Origin of the sequence: Sphingobacterium kyonggiense (assembly GCF_039536825.1) — a bacterium.
In the GTDB taxonomy this organism is placed as follows: Bacteria; Bacteroidota; Bacteroidia; order Sphingobacteriales; family Sphingobacteriaceae; genus Sphingobacterium; species Sphingobacterium kyonggiense.
In genome coordinates, this window is the sequence record NZ_BAAAZI010000011.1 from 86,455 (window position 1) to 108,669 (window position 22,215).

The 22,215-nt window shown below is 39.0% G+C and carries 23 protein-coding genes; 5 read left to right on the forward strand and 18 right to left on the reverse strand.

Annotation, left to right across the window (positions count from 1 at the left end):
• From ABD676_RS13375 to ABD676_RS13405, 7 genes are all read right to left on the reverse strand, one after another.
• On the reverse strand, window positions 1-1,047 hold the full coding sequence (locus ABD676_RS13375; RefSeq protein ID WP_344675217.1) for a DUF3078 domain-containing protein: 1,047 nt from the start codon (window positions 1,045-1,047) through the stop codon (window positions 1-3).
• Between the two features lies 1 nt (window position 1,048).
• Entirely contained in the window at window positions 1,049-1,810 is a 762-nt protein-coding gene (locus tag ABD676_RS13380; RefSeq protein WP_344675218.1) for a peptidase associated/transthyretin-like domain-containing protein, read from the reverse strand.
• Between the two features lie 65 nt (window positions 1,811-1,875).
• Window positions 1,876-2,709, reverse strand: coding sequence for a glucosaminidase domain-containing protein (locus ABD676_RS13385; RefSeq protein ID WP_344675220.1), 834 nt, complete (start codon window positions 2,707-2,709; stop codon window positions 1,876-1,878).
• A gap of 15 nt (window positions 2,710-2,724) precedes the next feature.
• Window positions 2,725-3,231: a glycoside hydrolase family 73 protein gene (locus tag ABD676_RS13390; RefSeq protein WP_344675221.1), complete on the reverse strand. Its 507-nt coding sequence runs from the start codon at window positions 3,229-3,231 to the stop codon at window positions 2,725-2,727.
• Window positions 3,232-3,252: 21 nt separating this feature from the next.
• The gene (locus ABD676_RS13395; RefSeq protein ID WP_344675223.1) at window positions 3,253-3,888 is read right to left on the reverse strand and encodes an O-methyltransferase; all 636 of its coding nucleotides are present in this window, start codon (window positions 3,886-3,888) and stop codon (window positions 3,253-3,255) included.
• 819 nt (window positions 3,889-4,707) lie between these two features.
• A complete protein-coding gene (gene folE / locus ABD676_RS13400) occupies window positions 4,708-5,340 on the reverse strand; it encodes a GTP cyclohydrolase I FolE (RefSeq protein WP_344675225.1) in 633 nt (210 codons plus the stop codon).
• Window positions 5,341-5,364: 24 nt separating this feature from the next.
• A complete protein-coding gene (locus ABD676_RS13405; protein WP_344675226.1) occupies window positions 5,365-5,778 on the reverse strand; it encodes a 6-pyruvoyl trahydropterin synthase family protein in 414 nt (137 codons plus the stop codon).
• A gap of 51 nt (window positions 5,779-5,829) precedes the next feature.
• Between ABD676_RS13405 and mqnB the strand changes: the two genes are divergently transcribed.
• Window positions 5,830-6,468 (forward strand): futalosine hydrolase, encoded by a 639-nt coding sequence (mqnB, locus tag ABD676_RS13410; protein WP_344675227.1) that lies wholly within the window; start codon window positions 5,830-5,832, stop codon window positions 6,466-6,468.
• Window positions 6,469-6,580: 112 nt separating this feature from the next.
• Window positions 6,581-7,567 carry a pyruvate dehydrogenase complex E1 component subunit beta gene (locus tag ABD676_RS13415; RefSeq protein WP_344675229.1) on the forward strand — a complete coding sequence of 329 codons (987 nt, stop codon included), beginning with the start codon at window positions 6,581-6,583 and terminating at the stop codon, window positions 7,565-7,567.
• Window positions 7,568-7,818: 251 nt separating this feature from the next.
• Here the strand turns inward: ABD676_RS13415 and gcvH are convergent, their stop codons facing one another.
• Window positions 7,819-8,199: a glycine cleavage system protein GcvH gene (gene gcvH, locus ABD676_RS13420; protein WP_344675230.1), complete on the reverse strand. Its 381-nt coding sequence runs from the start codon at window positions 8,197-8,199 to the stop codon at window positions 7,819-7,821.
• Between the two features lie 75 nt (window positions 8,200-8,274).
• Between gcvH and ABD676_RS13425 the strand changes: the two genes are divergently transcribed.
• The gene (locus tag ABD676_RS13425) at window positions 8,275-9,468 is read left to right on the forward strand and encodes an anhydro-N-acetylmuramic acid kinase (RefSeq protein WP_344675231.1); all 1,194 of its coding nucleotides are present in this window, start codon (window positions 8,275-8,277) and stop codon (window positions 9,466-9,468) included.
• Here ABD676_RS13425 and ABD676_RS13430 read toward each other — a convergent pair.
• From ABD676_RS13430 to ABD676_RS13475, 10 genes are all read right to left on the reverse strand, one after another.
• Window positions 9,462-10,124: a DUF2461 domain-containing protein gene (locus ABD676_RS13430; RefSeq protein ID WP_344675232.1), complete on the reverse strand. Its 663-nt coding sequence runs from the start codon at window positions 10,122-10,124 to the stop codon at window positions 9,462-9,464. The genes ABD676_RS13425 and ABD676_RS13430 overlap by 7 nt on opposite strands.
• Window positions 10,125-10,129: 5 nt before the next feature.
• Window positions 10,130-10,930, reverse strand: a complete 801-nt coding sequence (locus tag ABD676_RS13435) for a phosphatidate cytidylyltransferase (RefSeq protein WP_344675233.1) — start codon at window positions 10,928-10,930, stop codon at window positions 10,130-10,132.
• Window positions 10,920-11,153, reverse strand: a complete 234-nt coding sequence (locus ABD676_RS13440) for a putative signal transducing protein (protein WP_344675234.1) — start codon at window positions 11,151-11,153, stop codon at window positions 10,920-10,922. Before ABD676_RS13440 ends, ABD676_RS13435 begins: the two co-directional genes overlap by 11 nt.
• On the reverse strand, window positions 11,125-12,054 hold the full coding sequence (locus ABD676_RS13445; RefSeq protein WP_344675235.1) for a CPBP family intramembrane glutamic endopeptidase: 930 nt from the start codon (window positions 12,052-12,054) through the stop codon (window positions 11,125-11,127). Before ABD676_RS13445 ends, ABD676_RS13440 begins: the two co-directional genes overlap by 29 nt.
• Before the next feature lie 24 nt (window positions 12,055-12,078).
• On the reverse strand, window positions 12,079-12,792 hold the full coding sequence (locus ABD676_RS13450) for a DsbA family oxidoreductase (RefSeq protein ID WP_344675236.1): 714 nt from the start codon (window positions 12,790-12,792) through the stop codon (window positions 12,079-12,081).
• A gap of 122 nt (window positions 12,793-12,914) precedes the next feature.
• Entirely contained in the window at window positions 12,915-16,226 is a 3,312-nt protein-coding gene (locus ABD676_RS13455; protein ID WP_344675237.1) for a S41 family peptidase, read from the reverse strand.
• Window positions 16,227-16,437: 211 nt separating this feature from the next.
• Window positions 16,438-17,175: a zinc ribbon domain-containing protein gene (locus tag ABD676_RS13460; protein ID WP_344675238.1), complete on the reverse strand. Its 738-nt coding sequence runs from the start codon at window positions 17,173-17,175 to the stop codon at window positions 16,438-16,440.
• Window positions 17,175-18,272, reverse strand: a complete 1,098-nt coding sequence (locus tag ABD676_RS13465) for a Nif3-like dinuclear metal center hexameric protein (protein WP_344675240.1) — start codon at window positions 18,270-18,272, stop codon at window positions 17,175-17,177. The genes ABD676_RS13460 and ABD676_RS13465 overlap by 1 nt, the downstream gene beginning before the upstream one ends.
• The gene (locus tag ABD676_RS13470) at window positions 18,262-18,747 is read right to left on the reverse strand and encodes a hypothetical protein (RefSeq protein ID WP_344675242.1); all 486 of its coding nucleotides are present in this window, start codon (window positions 18,745-18,747) and stop codon (window positions 18,262-18,264) included. Before ABD676_RS13470 ends, ABD676_RS13465 begins: the two co-directional genes overlap by 11 nt.
• Window positions 18,748-18,873: 126 nt before the next feature.
• Window positions 18,874-19,587, reverse strand: a complete 714-nt coding sequence (locus ABD676_RS13475; protein ID WP_344675243.1) for an SAM-dependent methyltransferase — start codon at window positions 19,585-19,587, stop codon at window positions 18,874-18,876.
• A gap of 230 nt (window positions 19,588-19,817) precedes the next feature.
• On the opposite strand from ABD676_RS13475, the gene apaG reads away from it, so the two are divergent.
• Both apaG and ABD676_RS13485 read left to right on the forward strand, forming a co-directional pair.
• Window positions 19,818-20,204, forward strand: coding sequence for a Co2+/Mg2+ efflux protein ApaG (apaG, locus tag ABD676_RS13480; RefSeq protein WP_344675244.1), 387 nt, complete (start codon window positions 19,818-19,820; stop codon window positions 20,202-20,204).
• A 104-nt stretch (window positions 20,205-20,308) separates the two neighbouring features.
• Window positions 20,309-22,168 (forward strand): ABC-F family ATP-binding cassette domain-containing protein, encoded by a 1,860-nt coding sequence (locus ABD676_RS13485; RefSeq protein ID WP_344675245.1) that lies wholly within the window; start codon window positions 20,309-20,311, stop codon window positions 22,166-22,168.
• Window positions 22,169-22,215: the final 47 nt, after the last annotated feature.

The window sequence follows — 22,215 nt, forward strand, 5'->3', positions numbered from 1 at the left end:
TTATTTTGGTAAATTCAACAGTATCCCCACTGCCAACGCCTCATTCCACTGGATTTTACCGTGCATGTCCGAATCATATAAAAGAGTTCCCCCTAAGGAAACATTGATCAAAGACGTGATTTTCGAACTGAAGGTGGCGTCCAAACGATGTGATGGATCTCCCATGTCCTTATAATCAGCAAATAAATTATAACGTGCTTTTAAGTTGATGTTCTTCGCAATATTTCTATTCAAGTCTGCTGTCAACTGAAATGCCAATTCATTCTTAAAGTTCTTGCCTTCTTCTACACCAAACTTAGGTCCTGTCCCTTTAGATGGATCCTTCGGGTTAGGATAGCGGCCATAACGCTCATAATAATCAGCAGCATTTCTTGGCTTTACTCGTTCGTCTAAAATTAAAACCTGACGGGCAGTACCGGTACCGATACGTAAGGAAAAGGTATTATCTGGTTTATACTCCAAACCCAGGGATTCGGTAAAATATGCCGGAGACATAAAAGAAGAAGTAATTCCCGTAATGGAGTCACGGCCATCCGATGCCTTGCCATAGATAAAGCGGTTGTCAAACTGCGATTCAAATGTAATCGCCGTATAGATACCCCAGCTTTTAGACAATTTATAGGACAATTTATTATCCCAGAAAATACGGTCATTATTCGGTTTAGCCACTTGGCCTTCATTTCGAACCTTTCCGTATTTTAAGTCAAACTCAGTTGTAAAATTGAAGTTATTGCGGTTAAACTCTGACTTGTGCCACATCAATCCCATGATTGCCCAAGAGTTGATACCCCCTAATTGCCAGTTTTCACTGAACTGGGCCTGGTTGAAATTTATACCCAACTTAGTCCAATGCTTCCAATAATTTACTTTCAAGTCTAATTTTGGAATGGGCACATTGATGTTCTTGATAGACAATGCCTTTTTCTTGTCCTCTTCGCTAATGCTGCTATCTGGTTTGACACGCAATTCACGAAGATCTTGTGCTTTTAGGGTCGAAAAACCCAAAATAAATAGGAAAACAGGTAATAGGTAAAATTTTATGTTCATACTATTTCTCTTTTTTAACATCTAGTTTGATATCTGGCAATTCCCGCAAAGGTCGCAAATTTGGGTGTAGTTTAAAGATTTCGTATTGTTTTTTTATGTAATTCCGTAACTGCATTTCAGTGGCCGTACTAATAAACTCATACGATGGTCTAAACAACTTCATGAACACCTGCAAATCTTCACCTTCCAGTCCTATCAAATTTCGTACTAATTCTGGAGTAAATCGATAATCAATAATATTTTGTTCATGAACCTTCCCGATAAACTCCGTAAATCGGCGTGCATTCTTCGCTTCTTTACTAACCATACTGTACAAATAATCGATGCTCAGCCCCACGCCTGTCGGGCCGATAGAAATCGCTTCTTTTGGAGCCGCTAAATTGAAAGCCTTCTTATATTCCCGCTTCATCTCATCCAATACATCGTCAGGATTTCTACGTCCATAAACCTGAACCTCCTGTATCTGCTTCACCGCTTCCTTAAGATTAACGATCAAGGCCGCTTGATTCTTATAAATGATCGTATCGGACAAATAACCCGCTTTCCGGAAGATAAGTTGATCTCCTGGAGAAGCAGTAATACTAAACTCGCCCCGCGAATCATTGTAAATGGAATTGTTGTTGCCAATATTACGGATTTGAACTTCCCCCAATCGCTGTTTCGTTATTACATCATAAACGATACCATCCAAACGTTGTTGTGCTTGACCGATATGTGGTAATGAGATAGCTCCTAGAAATAAAATAAGTAATAAGGTTTTCACTTTATAAAGCTACAGTATAGATGGATAGCTTTCTAATTTTTAACATCTTTTAATAGCTCCTGTAACTATTTTGATACGACCAGGAGTTGCCCTACAGAAACCGCATCCGAGCTTAAACTATTCCAAGCTTTTAGGTCGCTTACCGAAACATTGTTTCTGCTCGCAATAGCAGTCAGTGTATCAGATGCTTTCACTTCATAGATTTTCATAGCCACTGGCTTCTTTATTTCCTCCGCGGGAATAGGCGGTTCTACCTCTTCTTTATGTTCAATGATCTGATCTACCTTTTCAGCACGTGCGATAACTTCAACCTTTGGTTCTGCTCTATCGTATTGCTGTAAGTTATAACGCTCAATCAGGTCGATTAATAGCTGAGGGTATCTAGGGTTGGTAGCATATCCTGCATCTTTTAGGCCACGAGCCCATCCTTTATAATCGTTTTTGCTCAATTGAAAGAGCTTCTCATAACGTTTACGAAGTAAGAATTGAGAGTGATCTCGGAAAGATTGTTCCGGATTATCATATACTCGGAAGCAATCATTGGGATTATCATCCGATTTAGTGACTGATTTACCGTTCCAGGTACCGCCACATTTGATGCCGAAGTGGTTATTAGCTCTTAGGGCAAGGTCGCTATTACCATTGCCGGATTCTAAGATGGCTTGCGCAAGCTTAATACTTGCCGGTATACCATACTTATTCATCTCCTCGATGGCGATGCTCTTATAGCGCTCGATATAGGTTAGGCCTGAAGTAGAGGTAGCCCCTTTGTTGCCTGACTTAGAGGCTGTCGGGGTATTGGTTTTTCCGTGAGGATGCTTAAGCACCGTTCCGCGTTTCGTTCCACATGAAACGAAAAATAAGGCCAATATTAAACTGGCCAATGCTACCTTCTTCATCGTCTTGAAATGCCCTTAATTGAGGTTTGTCTTTTCGTCGTACTTCTCTAAATCGTAACGGTCAATCGTAGAAATCACTTTTCTAGACCAATCGCTGGTTTCAGAGTATCCCGAGCGAGCAATTCCCTTTACCCAAGATTGATAATCTTTCGAATCATGCTTCTCGAACAAAGGCTGTGTTGCCTTTCTGCGCTGCAATAAGCCGACGAAGTCACGGTAAGAATCCATCGGTGACTCGTATCCCTTATAGGCAGAACGAATCTTCTTGCTGCTGTTTTTACCCTTGATACCAAAATGGTTGTTGAGGTAACGAGCGATGCGGCTATTGCCGTATGCACTCTCATGAATAGCGACCGCCAAAATTACGGAGGCCGGTACACCTGTTTCTCGCATAAGCTTCTGCGCAGCTGAACTGTGCTTAGCAATATACGTCTTTGTTGTGTAGTCTTGAGCAAAGGCGCCCAAGGAAGTCAATGTAGTAAGTATACATACCACAAAAATCTTTCTACAATGCTTTAGCATAAACCTGTTTTTAGTTTAACACTACTTTTTGCGTAGCACAAAAAGCCCATCTCTAATCGGCAATATCAACTTCTCTACCCTTTCGTCACTTGCCAGTGTTTGATTTAATTCAATTACTTGTTTTGTCTGATTGTCCGGCTGTTCATCCAAGACCTTACCCTTCCAAAGGACATTGTCTACCAGGATGATCCCTCCAGAACGTACGCGGTCGATCAAAGCGTTGAAATAGTATAAATTACGTTTCTTATCCGCATCGATAAATACCAAGTCAAAAACCCCTTCGATCCTCGCGATCTCATCGGCCGCATCAGCGATATGATATACAATTTGATCTCCAAAGCCAGATTCATCGAAATATCCCTGAACCCGCTCCTGTTGCTCCTCGTTGATATCAATCGTATGTAGAACTCCTCCTTCTGCTAATCCCTCGGCCAAACATAAGGTCGCATAACCTGTGAATGTCCCGATCTCTAAGGCTAAGCTTGGCTGAACCATTTTGCTTAACATCGAAAGTACTCTTCCTTGATAGTGACCCGACAACATATGTGGCATCGTCTCCCTCAAATAGGTCTCTCGATTGACCTTTTTTAACAACGCATTTTCGCCGTCCGTAGTATCCTCTAAGTAGGCATTAAAACGCTCAGATTCTTCAAACATACCGGGCAAAGATAAGAATTAGGCTTTCATTTCTCCAAGACATTTTTACTAAATCCCTGTTTTACACATACTTAACAAGTAACAGATTGTGGCAATATAAAGCCAAAACAGCTATATTTTTATCCTCAGCCCATTTCGAGATTTTAACTAGAGGAAAGCGTTTTTATTGATTCTCGGCATAAAAGATCATAATATGTTTCCCTAAAGAATGCTGCAAAAAGTAAGGGGTTTTTAAAATCAAATCAAGTACATCGTTCCATAATGCTTCGACATAAGTTATGTATTCCTTCTAGTTTGCTTCGAGAACCCTAAGGAATTTCTTAGGATCAGATAGGGATCTTCTTCGGATCTCGTTCGCTTCTAACCGAACGAGATCCGAAGGAGATCCGAACAAGTTCCGAAGGAGATCCGAAGGAGTGTCGAAAGAAACCTCTGTAAGAGATGGTTAGACATCAGACAAAAGACAAAAGATTTTAAGCCTTTTGTCGGGGTAAAAATTTTGCTCCCCTCCATAAAATCTGTTTATTCTGTGGCTAGTCAAAGAAACTTCCTTTCTAAACTCCGTGTCGTATTTTAAGGAATGGTAAAAAGAATATTTAAATGCGGGCGATGCATGCATCGCCCCTACAAACAATCGTGATTTCAAGAATCCCAACTAAGATAACCGTAGGGTCGAAGCATGCTTCGACCGTTAAATAAATCCCACTTCCTATCTCACATCTCCTATCACATAGCGAAGCGGTCTCCTCACTATTTTTAAATAGAAAAAGGGCTAAACAATCAGCTCGTTTAGCCCTTTATATGCTTTGTCTTGGGTTATTAATCCAGAGACGCTGTTATCAATCTTAAAAATTCTGAACGCGTTACGTCGTTTTGAAATGCGCCTGTAAAGGCAGAGGTCGTGGTTACAGAGTTTTGCTTCTGTACCCCTCTCATTGCCATACACATGTGTTTACATTCGATTACGACAGCGACACCAGCAGGCTTCAATGTATCCTGAATACAATCCCTGATTTCATTGGTCAAGCGTTCTTGTACCTGAAGACGGCGAGCAAAGATATCCACCACACGAGGGATTTTGCTTAATCCAACGATATGACCATTCGGGATGTAGGCAATATGTGCCTTTCCGAAGAAAGGTAACATGTGATGCTCACACATAGAATACACCTCGATATCTTTCACAACCACCATTTGGCTGTATTCTTCTTGGAACATGGCACTACGCAATACTTCTGATGCATCGATACCATAACCATGCGTCAGGAACTGCAGAGCTTTAGCAACTCGTTCTGGCGTTTTAATTAAGCCTTCACGTTTCGGGTCTTCGCCGATAGCATCTAGGATATCAATATAGTGTTCTGCAATACGTTCAACATTTTTCTCGTTGTACTGATCTATTTTAAGATAGCCGTCTTGCTCGGCATCTTCAAATTGTTGAAATTTGCTCATTTTTGTTTGCTATTATTTTTGAGGTTATTCGCCGAAATATTCGACATAATTGTTTTCAGTCTCGTGCAGACGGACAGCATGTAAGATCACATTCTCCTGATCAAAGAAAGGTTTCAATATATGGAAGATTTCCACAGCAATAACTTCCGTAGAAGCCATCTTATCTTTCATAAAATCTACATCAAGATTTACATTCTTATGATCTAATTTATCGATTACTTCTTGAATGATAATATCTTTCATTCGTTTCAAGTCGATCAAGAAACCAGTTTCAGGGTTAATATGGCCTTTTACAGTCACAAACAAGTCGTAGTTATGGCCGTGCCAATTGGGGTTGGAACAGTTGCCAAAAACGCGCTCATTTTCTTCTAAAGACCAGTCTTCCCGGTACAATTTATGGGCAGCGTTAAAGCGTTCGCGTCGCGTAATATAAATCATAGTACAAAGATAAGGCAAATAAACGTAATTTAGTATTTTCACTTCGCGCATATGAACATTCTTATTGTATCAGCTACGGAACTTGAAATTGCCGATTCAGTTCCGACCTTCAACCATTATCGCATTGATCATTTGGTAACCGGTGTAGGCATGGTTGCGACGGCCTATGCACTTGGCAAGCGCCTTCAAGAGCGTAGTTATGATCTATTAGTCAATGTGGGTATCGCAGGAAGTTTTAATCCGGAGCATGAATTAGGGACGGTATTAAAAATCAAGTCTGACCGAATATTTCGTTTCGGTGCTGAACAGGGAAGTTCTTTCCTTCCGATCGAACAAATGGGATTTGGGGAGTCATCTTTTTCGGAGCGCTTACCAGCAGAAGATCTTGTAGCTGCTTACCATAATCTTCCCTATACAGATGCTATTTCCGTAAATATGGTTCATGGATCCGCAGAGACGATTAAAAGGTTACAAACGGAACTGCCAAAGAATTGCTTAGAGAGTATGGAAGGGGCAGCATTTTTCTATGCGGCACAGAAGGCTGGAGTGCCCTGTATTCAGGTTCGAGCGGTTTCCAATTTGGTGGAGGAACGCAACACGGCGAATTGGAATATTCCGAAGGCCTTACAAAGTTTGAATGATTGGTTACAAAATTTCCTAAACCACCAGAAAAGGGAATCAGACTTTTAGATTCTACGCTATAGGGGGCATTGCATCGAAAATAGTACACTGCGCTAACAAATATTCGATAAATAATAGTATTTTTGCCTAATCTAAACAAAAGACACTATTTGTAATACTGATGAGAGAAATACAATTCAGAGAAGCTCTTCGTGAAGCGATGAACGAAGAAATGCGCAAAGATGAAACAATCTTTTTAATGGGCGAGGAAGTCGCTGAATATAATGGTGCGTACAAAGTGAGTCAAGGCATGCTTGATGAATTTGGTGCTAAACGTGTTATCGATACGCCGATTGCAGAGCTTGGTTTTGCAGGTATTGGGGTTGGTGCAGCGATGAACGGATTAAAGCCAATCATCGAGTTCATGACTTTCAACTTCTCTTTAGTAGCTATTGATCAGGTTATCAACGCTGCAGCGAAGATTCACCAAATGAGTGGCGGACAATTCTCTTGTCCTATCGTATTCAGAGGCCCAACAGGAAATGCTGGACAATTAGGTGCACAGCACTCCCAAAACTTCGAAAACTGGTATGCAAATACACCAGGATTGAAAGTGGTTGTTCCTTCAACGCCATATGATGCAAAAGGTCTTTTAAAATCAGCGATCATTGATCCAGATCCGGTAATTTTCATGGAGTCTGAGGTGATGTACGGTGATAAAGGTGAAGTGCCTGAAGAAGAATACTACTTACCTATCGGTAAAGCAAATACAATCAAAGAAGGAACAGATGTAACTGTTGTTTCTTTTGGTAAAATGTTATCACGTGTTGTTATCCCTGCTGTAGAGGAATTGACAAAAGAAGGAATCAATGTAGAATTAATCGACTTACGTTCGGTACGTCCTATTGATTTCCCAGCGATCATCGACTCTGTTAAGAAAACAAACCGTTTAGTAATTGTTGAAGAAGCATGGCCATTGGCATCTATCTCTTCAGAAGTTACTTTCCACGTTCAAAAACATGCATTCGACTATTTAGATGCTCCTATCGTACGTGTTACTTCAGCAGATGTTCCATTGGGTTATGCACCTACCTTGGTAGAAGCTTCCCTTCCAAGCATCGCGAAAGTGGTTAAAGCCGTAAAAGAAGTATCTTATATCAAGAAATAAGAAAACGATTTTCAAAAAAAGCCCCTATGAGTGTTCATAGGGGCTTTTTTTGTAGTATTTAGAAATTAGTATTTAGTATATAGACCTATTGGCGGGATAGTTTTTTGAGCGTATTAGCGGGCGAAGCATGCCTCTCTCTGAGTTGTAAATGATGGTACTTTTATCACACCAATTGGTCTAACTACTCTGTACTAAATACTAAATACTAAAAAAGCTCGATTTTATCGAGCTTTTTTTATGCTTTAAAATGCTTATGCATTTACTTCAGCTTTATATCCATCTGCAGAAAGTAAGCTATCTACTTCAGCTGGGTTAGATAATTTCACGCGGATGATCCATCCTTCACCGTAAGGATCTGAGTTTACCAATTCTGGAGATGCATCAATTGCATCGTTTACTGCTAATACAGTACCGTTTACTGGCATAAAAAGATCAGAAACAGTTTTTACGGCTTCGATTGTACCGAATACTTCGTTTGCAGCAACCTCATCACCAACAGTGTTGATATCAACGAATACGATATCACCTAATTCGCGTTGAGCGAAGTCTGTAATTCCGATAACAGCTTCATCACCTTCTACACGAATCCATTCGTGGTCTTTGGTGTACTTTAATTCAGAAGGAAAATTCATGTCTTAAATATTTGTTTTTCCCTCAAAAATAGGATTAAGAAAGCATATTACAAAAGTTAAATGTATTTTTATACTATGAATACGAGCATCGTCAACCTTTATCAGCTTGCCTCTAAAGAAGAAAGATTAATCATTGGATTAATGTCGGGCACCTCCTTGGATGGTTTGGATATCGCTTTATGCCGAATCAAAGGGGCGGGTGATCAATCTGAGGTAGAAATATTGAATTTTACTTGCAAAGATTACGATCAATCTTTCCGCGATCAGGTTCGTGAAGTATTCGCAAAACGAGATATTGATCACCAGACTTTATGTGGATTGCATGCGCATATAGGGCTGGTTCATGCTGATTTGATATTGGAAGCCCTGGATGAATGGGGATTGAAAGCAGCAGATATTGATTTAATAGCAAGTCATGGACAGACAGTTTATCATGCTCCACAGTCTCTTACTGGAGACCGCAGCTTACCCAACAGCACTTTACAATTGGGAGATGGCGACCATATTGCTGTTAAGACAGGTATTATTACTCTATCGGACTTCCGACAAAAGCATCTAGCTGCTGGTGGTGAAGGTGCTCCTTTAGCTGCCTATGGCGATTACCTCTTGTTTAGTTCTCCAACAGAAAACCGCATTCTATTGAACATTGGTGGAATCTCTAATTTCACTTTCTTGCCTAAAAAAGATTCCACAATGGAGGCTTATGCCACTGACCTTGGACCTGGGAACACCATGATGAACCAGTTTATGTTTAAACATTATGGTCAAGAAATGGACAAGGATGCCACGGTTGCCAAACAAGGCTCCATACACCAAACCCTATTGGCGGAATTGGAATACGAAGAGTTCTTAAATCTTCCTTTTCCTAAGACTACGGGTCCTGAATTGTTTAATCTGGATTATTTGGAGCGAAAAATTGAAGGTGCGGACCTTATTAGCATACAACCTGAGGATGCAATGGCCACATTGAATGCCTTCTCAGCACAGACTATTATCAAAGGAATACAAAAAGCAACAGCAGGATTAGATAATTTTCAGCTTTATGTAAGTGGTGGAGGATTGCACAATCCACTTCTTATGGACCAGATAGCAACAGCATTTCCAGACAAAGTACAATCTTTTGAAGTTTTAGGAATTAATCCGGATGCTAAAGAAGCATGCTTATTCGCCATCTTGGCGAATGAAAGTGTGGCTGGTAATCCGGAAAACGTGCAGAACATTCAAGATTCACCAGCAGTATGCATGGGGAAAATTAGCTTGCCTTATTGATCTATGGCTTGATGAATGAAATCCTTAAAAGGTATCATGCTGGCATATGCCTTAATAATTGTTTCTAGCGCTTTAGGTGACTCCATTTCCTTTCGAGTAAGATTCTTGTGCAGAATGAAGCTGCGGTGCTTTAAAAGCTCGATATGCTCATTGTCTGCGGCATAGCCTGCTGGGGGTCTTTGTAGTTTATCTTCGCTAGACATATCTTCCGCTTTCCACCCTCCTTTTTCCAATGCTTTGAAAAGCTCTTCAGCAGAATAATCAATCTCCTGACGAATAGCTTCTAAGTGTTGCTTCTCGGGTCTCCAATAGCCTACAGCTATGAAAGTACCTTCTGGTTCAATATGAATATAATATTCTGGCCCTGCCAACTTACGTCCGTCTACCGATATTCCTGCAGCAAACCAAGACTTATAAGGATCTTTGTTTTTAGAAAAACGTACATCGCGATATATGCGGAATAGACATTTCTTGGCCGATATATCCGTATTGATATGTGGATCGATTTTAGATAATTCCTGGATAATACCTTCAATAAAAGCTATAACATTAGCATGAGCATGTTCATAACTGGCCTTATTCTCCTGAAACCATTCTCGGTTATTGTTTTCCTTTAGTTGAACTAAAAAATCGAATGTACTTTTTTCAATATGCATAGTGCCTAAAATAGAAGTAATAGTGAATATACCAATGGAGCAGCAATTAACAGTCCATCAAATCGATCTAAGAATCCGCCATGCCCGGGAAGGATTTGACCAGAGTCTTTAATACCCAAACTTCGTTTAAGCATAGATTCCACCAAATCGCCCAAAGTACCAAATACCCCAATAATAGTAGCCATTCCAACCCATTGATACGTAGAAAGACCTCCGAAATAGTGATTTAGAATAAAGGATATCCCAATAGCTAACAATACTCCACCAATAAAGCCTTCCCATGTTTTATTAGGGCTGATTCTTTCAAATAGTTTAGTTCGTCCAAAAGCACGACCTGTTAAATATGCCCCAGTATCATTGGTCCATAGTAGAATTAAGAAGCCTAACGGTATATAGGGATCAAACTCGTTTTTATTCAAGAAACCTAAACTAATAAAGAATAAAAATGGCACAGTTCCGTATAAAATACCTAAAATGGTATAGGCAATATCATGAAATGGTTTTTCTCGCTTCAAATAGAGTGATGAAACAAATAAAAGGACGATAAAGGGAACTATTAATAAGAATGATCTTGGCTGCAAATAGCCAAAGGTTATGAAACAGAATACAGCCGATAAAACAAGGGCAGTGACAGTCCCTGGTTGTGTCAATGGTTTAGTATCCTCCGATTGGCAGATGTTGAAGAACTCTCGGGCAGCTAATACCGCCACAAGTGAAAAGAACGCTGCAAACACATAGGGATTGAATAGGGTTGCAGCTACCAATACCAAGACAAAGAAAAAACCAGTAATAGCTCTAGTTTTCATTCTCTTGATCCTCCTCATCAAAACTGTCTATCAGTGCTGCTGCTTCTACTTGATGGTCAACATCAACGTAGAGCTCTATAACTCCAAACAAATAGGAAGAGTCCTGTCTATTCATTAGAACTGCGGGGGTATTGTTTTCAACAAGCATCTGCTTGATGATTTCTGCTTGAACAGCATTGGTAAAGGTTCTAATTTTAACCCAATTGGGATTGCTTATGCTCATGTGATTTTCGGCTAACTTGATAAAAATAGTATCCTACCGCTATCGCCAATAGTACACTTAGGATATAATATATACTGGAATATGATTCCATTGTTTGAATTTCTTTGAATGTTTTTCCTTCATTGAGTAAAACATAGGCAATAATGGTTACTGCAGCATTATTGATAAAGTGACCAAATACAGCGACCCATATATTTTGTGTCCAATAAAACGAATAGCCGAAGATAAGTCCCAATATCATCCGTGGAAAGAAACCATAAAACTGCAAGTGTATAGCCGAGAAAACAATGGCTGTTACCCAAATAGCTACATGGATATTGCCAAACATACGTGTCAATATACCTTGTAAAGATCCTCTAAAATAAAACTCCTCAACAATAGCTGGCACTACAGCCATAACAATCAGATTGAGAAATAAAAACAAAGGACTTGTCGTAACAATTACTTTTTCAATGATATAAGAAGACTCCTGTTCCTTATCGAACATCCAGGTTTCAATTCCCTTCATGGACTCTGGAAAAGACATCTTCTGATTCCAGAGACTGATAAATTCCATAGCAGGATTAAATACCACTAGAAAAAGGAGTGTAAGGAGAAGATACAGTCCAATCTTATTGGTATTACTCGGAAAATAACGGTATTGCCCTTTCTCCATATTCTGTAAGATCAGGGAAGGAAGTAAAAAAGTTCCCACACTACTAATCAAAAGCGTGGTATATAGGAATCCGGGCGACTCCAACAGTCCTGCTGCAGCATCTGGATTAAACAACCAATCTGCTTTACCTGTTACCAATACAAAACCAATCAATCCTAAGAATTGAGTTACAAAAGCACAACCTAAGGTTAACCCTAAAAGGATCATAAGAGAATACCAAGGAGAGTGCTGTTTGTGTGCTTCCATTTAGGATAATTTGTTTAGGATTTATTAGATAGTACAACCGTCGTTGCCACAGTTTGGCGCATCATCATTGGACTTTAAAAAGGTAATATCTGGTTTATTTGCTTTCCATTCCTCGTAACTCTTAGTGATAACTTCTTGGAAGGCATCAGCACCTTGAGCACCAGAAACAGCATATTTCCGGTCAAATAAGAAGAAAGGTACGCCACGAATACCAATTTGTTTGGCTTCCTGAAGATCACGTCGTACAGCCGTAGCATATCGGTCTGTTTTCAATGCCTCACGAGCTTCTTCTGGGTTTAATCCTACTTCTTCAGCTAATTGCACCAATACAGCCTGGTCTTCAATATTCTTGCCTTGTTCAAAATGAGCTTGAAATAATCTTTCCTTCATCTCCTTTGCCTTGTTTTGACTAGCAGCAAAATGAATTAACTCATGCGATTTGAAGGTATTTGCTGGAATATTCGTGTCAAAATCAATGTTTAAACCGACCTGACTAGCCATCTGAACAACATGACCTGTCATCTCCTTTGCCTGCTCTACAGAAATACCCTTTGAACGACTTAAAAAGCCATAAGTTGTATCTCCCGCAACATAATGATACTCCGGATTTAATTGGTAGCTCTTGTACTGAACCTCAATATCCGATTTAAAAGTAAGTTGATTTAAAGCATTTTCAAATTGATGTTTCCCAATATAACAAAAGGGACACATGATATCTGACCAGATTTCTATAAGCATCCCCAAATGTAGAACTTTAAAGCCTAAAAGGCAATAGAGCGCCTTATTATGTCCCAACAGAAGAGAATAAGGATCTCATAAAATAAAAGCCGGCAGTATGTGCCGGCTTCTACTTTTATGAATTAATTGACCCGAATAGGATCTTTCGGTTTTTTAATTTCTTTGTAAGGATATGTTTTCATTTCCTCTAAAAGGATCTGAACGGTTTTTTCCAATTGCGGATCTCGACCTTCGATTAAGTCCTTAGGTGTTTGCTCCACAAATACATCAGGTGCCACACCTTCGTTCTCAATGATGTAATTTCCTTTCAAGTCAAATACACCAAAGTTTGGCGAAGTAACACTTCCTCCGTCAATCAAAGGTGGATAACCACTGATACCAACAAGGATACCCATGGTCGTACGACCTACTAATTTACCCAACCCTTTATGGCGGAACATGTATGGCATCATATCACCACCAGAACCAGCATTCTCATTAATAATCATTGCCTTTGGACCAAAGATTCCATTACCCGGAGTAGTAAAACTACGTCCATCACGGATTCCCCATCCTGCTATTAAATCACGAGATAATAGATCAATCACATAATCTGCAACAGAACCGCCACCATTATTACGCTCATCTAATAATAAAGCTTTTTTGTCCATTTGCGAGAAGTAATAACGGTTGAATGAAACATAACCTTCACGACCTGTATTCGGCATATACACATAAGCAATCTGATTATTACTTAACTGATCTACCTTCTTACGGTTTCTTTCTACCCATTCTTGACGACGTAATGCCACCTCATTTCCAAAGGAGATCGGTTTAACCACTACATCTCTTGCGCCAGATAAGCTAGGCTTGTCATTAATCTTCAAGTTAACTTGCTTATCAACGGTATTATCAAAAAGACTATAGATATCGATGTCTCCAGTCAATTCTTTTCCATTTACTGCTAAAATGTACATCCCCTCTTGAATGTTCAGTCCTGGCTCAGCTAATGGCGCTTTAAAGGAAGGATTCCAGTCCATTCGACTGTAGATCTTTTGAATCTTATAACGGTTGTTCTCAATTGTGAAGTCTGCCCCTAGAACACCCGTTGATACCGAAGGTGCTGAAGGCTCATCACCTGGATAGATGTAACTATGACCAACAACCAATTCGCCTAGCATCTCATTTAACAGATATCCTAAATCGGAACGGTGATTTACATATGGAAGGAATTTCTCGTATTTTGCTTTAACAGCTTTCCAGTCAGCACCATGCATATTCTCCACGTAGAAGAAGTCCTTTTGCATAGCCCAAACCTCATTATAGATTTGCTTCCATTCTTGCTCAGGTTCAACTAACAACTTGATGTTATCAAGTTTTAATTTACCAGCTTCACCACCTACTTTTTGACCTGCTGTTACTAAATAATACCCTTGACGATTGCTGTAAAGCATTTGCTTACCATCGGCAGAAATAGTAAAACCACCAGCATTTTCAGCGATTGGTTTTTCTTCCATTTTATTGAAGTCAAAGGCATATATATTACGATCGCGCACATAGATCAATTGGTTTTCTACATGACCATCAAATCCAAAAGAGCCCGCAGGAATAGGCAAAGCTAAAATACGACTGTTGATGTTGTTGAAATCAACCTTAATGTCCTTGGATTTCTCTTTGCTCTTATCAGCTTCCTTGTTTTTAGAATCAGCTGCTTTGCTATCCTTTCCTTTATTTTTATCGTTTGCTTTATCGCTTTCCTTGTCTTTGTTTTCTTCTTTTTTCGGCTCATCCGACTTTACAGTCTCTTCATCACTTTCATTCTTAAAGAAAGAAGGCGTCTCACTCGAAAGCAAGAAAGCATAAGAATTAAATTGCGGACGGCGATCATAAGCTGTCATATGCAAACCTGAATTGGTCAAGCCTACATCTGTACTGCTATTGAATACCAAATATTTTCCATCTCTAGTGAATACTGGAGAAGAAACATTGCTCATACCATCGGTAATCTGTTGCGTTTGTTTCGTGTCCAAATTATACATGTAGATCGCTGTTACCCCATTCTGAAGAGTTTTAACAAAGGAAATCCATTTAGAATCAAATGACCAAGTTGGCTGGAACATATTATAGGTTCTACCCGTATGCGATCCTAAATAATCATCAGCAACTTTAACCACTTTCTTGCTGTCGATATCGACATAGTAAAGGTTAAGGTGCGAATCAGAATAGAATAGTTTTTTACTATCTGGAGACCATGTAGGTTGGAAATAGAAATTAGTATCCCCTAATTTGATATAAACCGGATCATTTACTGCCTTTTGATCGCGTAGTACCAATTGGTATTGACCGCCCTTATCGGAGATATAGGAAATCCATTTTCCATTAGGCGACCAAGCAGGAAAGCGTTCATGGCTTCCTGGTGAATTAGAGATATTACGAGCATCACCTTTCTCTTTCGGTACGGAGAAAATCTCTCCTCTCGATTCAAATAGCGCACGCTGACCTGTAGGCGATACTTCCCAACCACGGATACTCTCATTTAAATCTGCATAATGCGAACGCTTATACATCGCATCAGCATTCAAACGGATGCTCAATGGTGTAGATTTTTTATTTGCTGTATTTAGTATATGAAGCTTTCCGGCTTGCTCAAATACCAACTCATTACCACGACCGTTTAACGTACGGACATCATAATCTGAGAATTTCGTTAATTTCTCTACTTGCTTGGTTTTAACATCGTAGCTAAATACATTTACGGTTTTGTCTCTGTCTGACAAGAAATATACCTTATCTCCTAACCAAATTGGTTTAACATCATTGCACTTGTCGCCAGGTACAGTCTGTATTTCATTGGTTTTGGTATCAAAGATCCAGATTGATGGCATACCTCCGCCGCGATAGCGCTTAAAAGCTACGCGGTCTCTTTCTGTAGGATCACCGTTCTTAATGTAAGCCCAATAACGGCCATCTGCAGATGGAGAACCTTGATTCGCCTCTGGCATCGGTAGTGGATAATCAACAGAACCGTTGATTTTTGATTTATACAATCTTGCTCCCAATGAATAGGTCAATTCACGTTGAGTAGTAAAATAAACCTCATCATTAGAAATCCATCCGCGTAATACATCGGCTGCAGGGTGGTTAGTCACGCGCTGTGGAGCACCCCCGTCAATAGAAATAACATATACATCGGTATTACCATCGTAATTACCAGTAAAAGCTATTCTTGAACCGTCTGGGGAGAAAATAGGATTTTGCTCCACCGCAGGGTTAACTGTTAATCGACGTGGATTTTGACCACTTTTATCAGCGATCCAGATATCGCCTCCATAAACAAAAGTGACATGCTTTTCACTGATGCTTGGATTGCGTAATAGGAGCGTCTCTCCACCCGATTGGGCCATAACCAAATGACCAGCAGAAAGAGCTAATAGTGTTAAAATATTTTTTAGCATAAACATTAATTGGTATGAAAACTAAAAATATAAATTATTAGTCATTAAAATGGCTTAATACGCCTGTATATCCTAAATATTACGTTTTTAGGATTTATCTACGCTAAAAAGGGGGAAATTATAATACCTCTTGGAGGGACTATTTAATGCTAGGCAAGGAGCCTGAGGGGACAGAAATAAAAAAGGCTGCGATTTGCAGCCTTTTTAATGTTTATGCTTCTTCGTTAGCAATTTCTTCATCTACTAAAATACGTCCGCAGTGTTCGCAGATAATGATTTTCTTGCGTTGGCGGATTTCTGATTGTAATTGAGGTGGAATCTTGTTGTGACATCCTGAACAGCTATCACGCTCAATAGAAACTACTGCCAATCCGTTGCGGAATGATTTACGTAATTTCTTGATCACCTTCAATAAACGATCTTCGATTTGTTTTTCAGCATCTGCAACTGATTTTAACAATTGATCTTCTTCGATTTGAGTTTCTGAAGTGATGGTTTCTAACTCTTGTTTTTTACCATCTAACTCGCCTTTGCTGAATTCAACGTTCTTTACTGTTGCATCGTAAGATTCAGTTTTGTTCTTGATCTCAAACTCCGCTTCACGAATACGTTTCTCACATACTTGTATCTCTAATCCCTGAATTTCAATTTCCTTAGAAATTGCATCATATTCACGATTATTCTTTACTTCGTTAAGTTGTGCTTCGTATTTCTTGATTGCAGTTTGCGAATCCTTAATCATGTTCTTACGTTTCACAATAGAGTCTTCCAATTCGTCCAACTCATTGCGAATCTTTTCTATGCGCGTATCTAAACCTGCGATCTCATCCTCTAGGTCTGCTACCTCAATAGGTAACTCACCACGCACTTGGCGAATCTTGTCGATCTGAGTCTCCACAGACTGCCATGCCCATAAAGCTTTTAGTTTTTGTTCTACGGTTTGTTCCATTAACTGTAGTATTTTATTGGATTTGTGTCTATTTCCGTCAATAGGACAGCAAAGTTAGCAAATTTTTTCGTAATTATATCTAACAATAATTCTTGCGTAAATTGTTCACTCTCAAAATGTCCAATATCCGCAATAATTATCTCGCCCTCAGCATCGAAAAACTCATGGTATTTATAGTCTGCCGTAATGAAGATATCTGCTCCAGAACGCTTGGCATCCCCTAATAAGAACCCTCCAGCACCTCCACATAGGGCAACTCTGGATATGTTTTTACCCAATAAATCCGTGTGACGAATAACTTGCAAGTTGAATTTTTCTTTTAATAATCTCAAGAACATTTCGGCAGGCATCGGCTCTTTTAAGTTTCCAATAGCGCCAGAACCTACATATGAAATGTTATTATCCAGACTAACGATATGATATGCAACCTCCTCATAAGGATGTGCCGATAACATGGCAACTATGATCTTTCTTTCCAATTGAGCAGGAAAGATCACTTCAATTTTTGTCTCTTCGACGCGTTCTTGACTTCCTACTTCACCAATCGTTGGATTGGCACCATCCAATGGTCTGAAAGTACCATATCCCGCTGTATTGTAACTGCATTGATCATAATCACCAATAGCACCTGCTCCTGCTTCAAATAGCGCTGAACGAACTTCTTCCACATTGGCTCTAGGTACATAGACAACCAGCTTCTTTAGCAAACCTTTCTTAGGTCGTAAAATAGCTTGATTCTCTAAACCCAATATATCCGCCATTTTACTGCTCACCCCACCCAATACATTATCCAGGTTGGTATGAATGGCATATAAAGCGATATCATGCTTGATGGCTTTGATAACCGTACGTTCCACGTAATTCTTTCCATTGAAACGCTTCATCCCAGAAAATACAATGGGGTGATGGGAGATGATTAGGTCACATCCTTTGCGGATTGCCTCATCTACCACTTCCTCCGTACAATCTAACGAAATCAAGGCCTGCTTAACCTCCCGATTGGCATCCCCTACGATCAATCCAGAATTATCATAACTCTCCTGGTAATTCGATGGGGCAATCTCCTCTAAATATTGAATGATATCCTTAATTTTCATGTTTGTCCTGTTTTTGGTCTTGACTTTCCAGCCACTTATTATGTTCAATTATCAGTTCCCGATAGGAGTTGATCTTATACCAATACGATATAAAATAAACCACGCAGACGATAAAAGTCAGAATTTTAAAAAAGTCTGGAAAAGGAATATAATAAGCTAGAAAAGCAAATGAATAAATCATCCCAGCCCTATATCCAGGATTCTCCTCTACCTCAATCTTGCGATCATAAAATTCATTATTCAAGGAAAATGATAGTCTTCTGGCAACTTCAAAATTCCAATAAATATTAAAAAGAGGTACAACTAGAAACCATGCTTGGTATGGTAATAAAAAGCGATTTTCTTCCTTAATTAAATTTAGGGTTAAACGGATGGTATTAGCAAATAAAGCCCATACAATCATCACAACAATAGCAATAAAAATAAGAAATCGATATAATTCTTGTACGAACTCTGGAGAAAGTGTTTCCGGCATTCTGATTTGTTTAAACTTTAGTATTTAGCAATTATGATTTAATCTTTGATATAGTTTATCACTATAAAAATGTCTTTTTAAAGAACAATTTAATCAGCAATATAACATTCCTTATAAAAATACAGTTTAGCCTGCATAAAGTAAAAATATACATGGCTTCTTATGCAGATCAATTTTCTCATCCTTCCATTTTGCCAAGGTTTTGGTTGCGATGTATTCATCTGATCCCGTAATATTACAGGCAATACAAAGTTGGGTTTGAGGTTTACAGGATTTTAATAGATCAGTCAGCAGTTGATTATTTCGAAATGGTGTTTCAATGAATATCTGGGTGGCCTTTTCTCTTTGGCTTTGTTGCTCAAGTTCTTTTACTTTCTTTGTTCTGGCTCCCTTATCGATTGGCAAATAGCCATAGAAACTAAATTGCTGTCCATTGAAACCAGATGCCATTAGGCTTAATAATATAGAATTAGGGCCAACCATTGGAATAACACGGATTCCTCGCTTATGCGCCTCAGCAACGACCTCTGATCCAGGATCGGCAATAGCGGGACAACCAGCCTCAGACATCAAACCTAAATCTTTCCCCTGAAGAGCAGAAGCAAAGAGTTTCTGGTAATCTACTTTCTCCCGTTGATGCTTTCCATAATCATGAATGATTAACTCACTTTGCGGACACTTTAATCCAGCTTCTTTTAAGAATTTCCTAGCGGTTTTCTCATTCTCTACCACATATTCCTGAATACTATTTATAACATCTTGATGTAAATAAGTGTAAGATGCTTTCGCTGCATCCTCCGCCAAAGGAACTGGAATTAAATATAAGGAGCCTTTTTCCATGTTACAAACCTAGGCAATTTTATAGAATATCTCATTTTCCATATTAGGCTATTCCAACCAATTTTTATGGAAATATTACATTTAACTATAAAATTAAAATGAACTTAATAATTTCATAATAACTTAATTTCAGTGGGTTATGTAATTTTTTTGTATAAAAACCGTATTTTAACTGTATAGTCCATGGAATATATTTGTACGAAACAGCTTAATTAATATATTTGACTACAATGACGACACAAATCACATCAGGAGTAAAGATTTCAGTCGAAGCAACATATCAATCTGAATATTCCAATCCAGAGAATGAACATTTCATGTTTGCCTATCGGATTACTATTGAAAATGTAAGTGAATATACAGTGCAATTGTTGAGAAGACATTGGAATATATTTGATTCTATCGGCATCAATAAGCAGGTGGATGGAGATGGTGTTGTAGGTGAGCAACCTATATTAGCACCTGGTGAATCACACCAGTATGTCTCAGGCTGTAACCTCAAAAGTGAACTTGGTTTCATGGAAGGATACTATGAAATGATTCGAGAATTGGACAACTCCATCTTCCATGTGCACATCCCAAGATTCAATCTGGTTGCCTCCTACAGACTTAATTAAATAGGAGCTTCCGTCAGTCCTCTGTAGACTTTTCAATTAAAACATATCAGTACTAACAAATATTTAATAATTTTGTGCTTGGATTATTACGTCAAGACATCAGCGTGAGTATTTTAAGCACAGAACAAGTCAGCCATTCCTTTAACGATAGATGGTTATTCAACGATTTACATTTTGCCTTACAGAAAGGTGACCGAGTAGCCTTGGTCGGTATTAACGGGACAGGTAAGTCTACCCTATTGAAAATCCTTGCCGGATTAATCGAACCTACCAAGGGCCGAGTGGTCAAAGAGAAAGGACTTCAAATAGGATACCTTCATCAAGATCCAGATTTTTCTAATCTGGCAACTATTAACGACTTCATTTTCAGTTTGGATAATGAGCAACAACAGCTCATTAAAGAATATGAACAATTAATTGAAAACCAAGATGTTACATCTAAAAAATTCTTAGATGTAACCGAAAGACTGACCAATCTAAATGCTTGGGAATATGAAAATAATATCAAAACGATCTTAAATCGTTTTCAGATATCAAACTTCAACCAACGTATCGATTCTCTTAGTGGAGGACAAAAAAAGCGCCTTGCATTAGCCAAGCTCTTAATCGACGAACCAGATATCTATATACTGGATGAGCCGACCAACCATTTGGATATTGAAACTATTGAATGGTTAGAAAAACTATTATCCACTGGTCAAAAGACAGTCCTATTAGTATCCCACGACCGTTACTTCCTAGACAATATCTGTACGGAAATACGAGAATTAGATAAGGGGCAAGTCTATAACTACAAAGGTAACTACGCATACTTCTTAGAGAAAAAAGCCGAGCGTGAAGCTAATGAAATATTAGCAGCAGACAAGGCAAGGAATCTATGGCGTAAGGAGCTTGACTGGATGCGTCGTCAACCACAGGCAAGAGGTACTAAAGCCAAGGCAAGAATAGAATCTTTCTATGATCTGGAGGAGAAATCTAAAGGTCCTAGAAAGAAAGATAATGTTGAACTGTCGGTTAAAGTTTCCCGTCAGGGTAATAAAATATTGGAGTTGGAACATGTCTCCTTTGAGGTTCCTGATAAGAAGATCATATCGGATTTCTCCTATGTTTTTAAGAAGGGTGATCGCATTGGATTAGCTGGAAAGAACGGAAGTGGAAAGACTACCTTTTTAAATTTAATTACCAGTCAGCTCTCCCCTACTTCAGGAATATTATCGGTTGGAGAGACTACCAAATACGGATACTACAAACAAGAAGGTTTAAGCTTTTCTGCAGACGAGCGCGTATTAGACATTGTAAAAAATGTAGCCGATTTCATAGAGATGAAGAACGGAGAAGTTATTACCGCTTCGCAGCTATTGACCAAATTCTTATTTCCACCAGAGAAGCAATTTGGATTTGTATCCAAACTTAGTGGAGGAGAAAAGAAGCGCTTGCAGTTGATGCGTGTCCTTATGGCCAATCCAAACTTCTTAATATTAGATGAGCCTTCGAATGATCTGGATATCGACACCTTAAATGTATTGGAGGAATTTCTTGAAGAATATCCAGGCATCTTGCTCTTGGTATCCCACGACCGTTATCTCATTGATAAACTTACCGAACAATTGTTCGTATTCAAAGGTAATGGAGAAGTAGTCATCTACAATGGAAACTATGCAGACTTCAAGCAAGAACAATTAGAGTTAGATGCTGCAGAAAAGAAAGAAGAGAGGAAGCAAGAAAAGGTACAGGTTAAAGAAAAAGACAACAAGCAAAAGCTAAGCTACAAAGAGCAAAGAGAATTTGAAAGTTTAGAAAAAGAAATAGCCGATCTTGAAGAGCAGATCAGCCAACTGACTGGCGAGCTCTCCAGTAGCAACGACCATGTCGAGCTACAGAAGATCGCTGAAGAAATTGAAAAAACAAAATCATCCCTCGACAACAAGACTGAGCGTTGGATGGAATTAGCAGAATATATATAACAAGAACAACAGTCGTTCCACGTGAAACTCCAATCTTACAGTTTCAC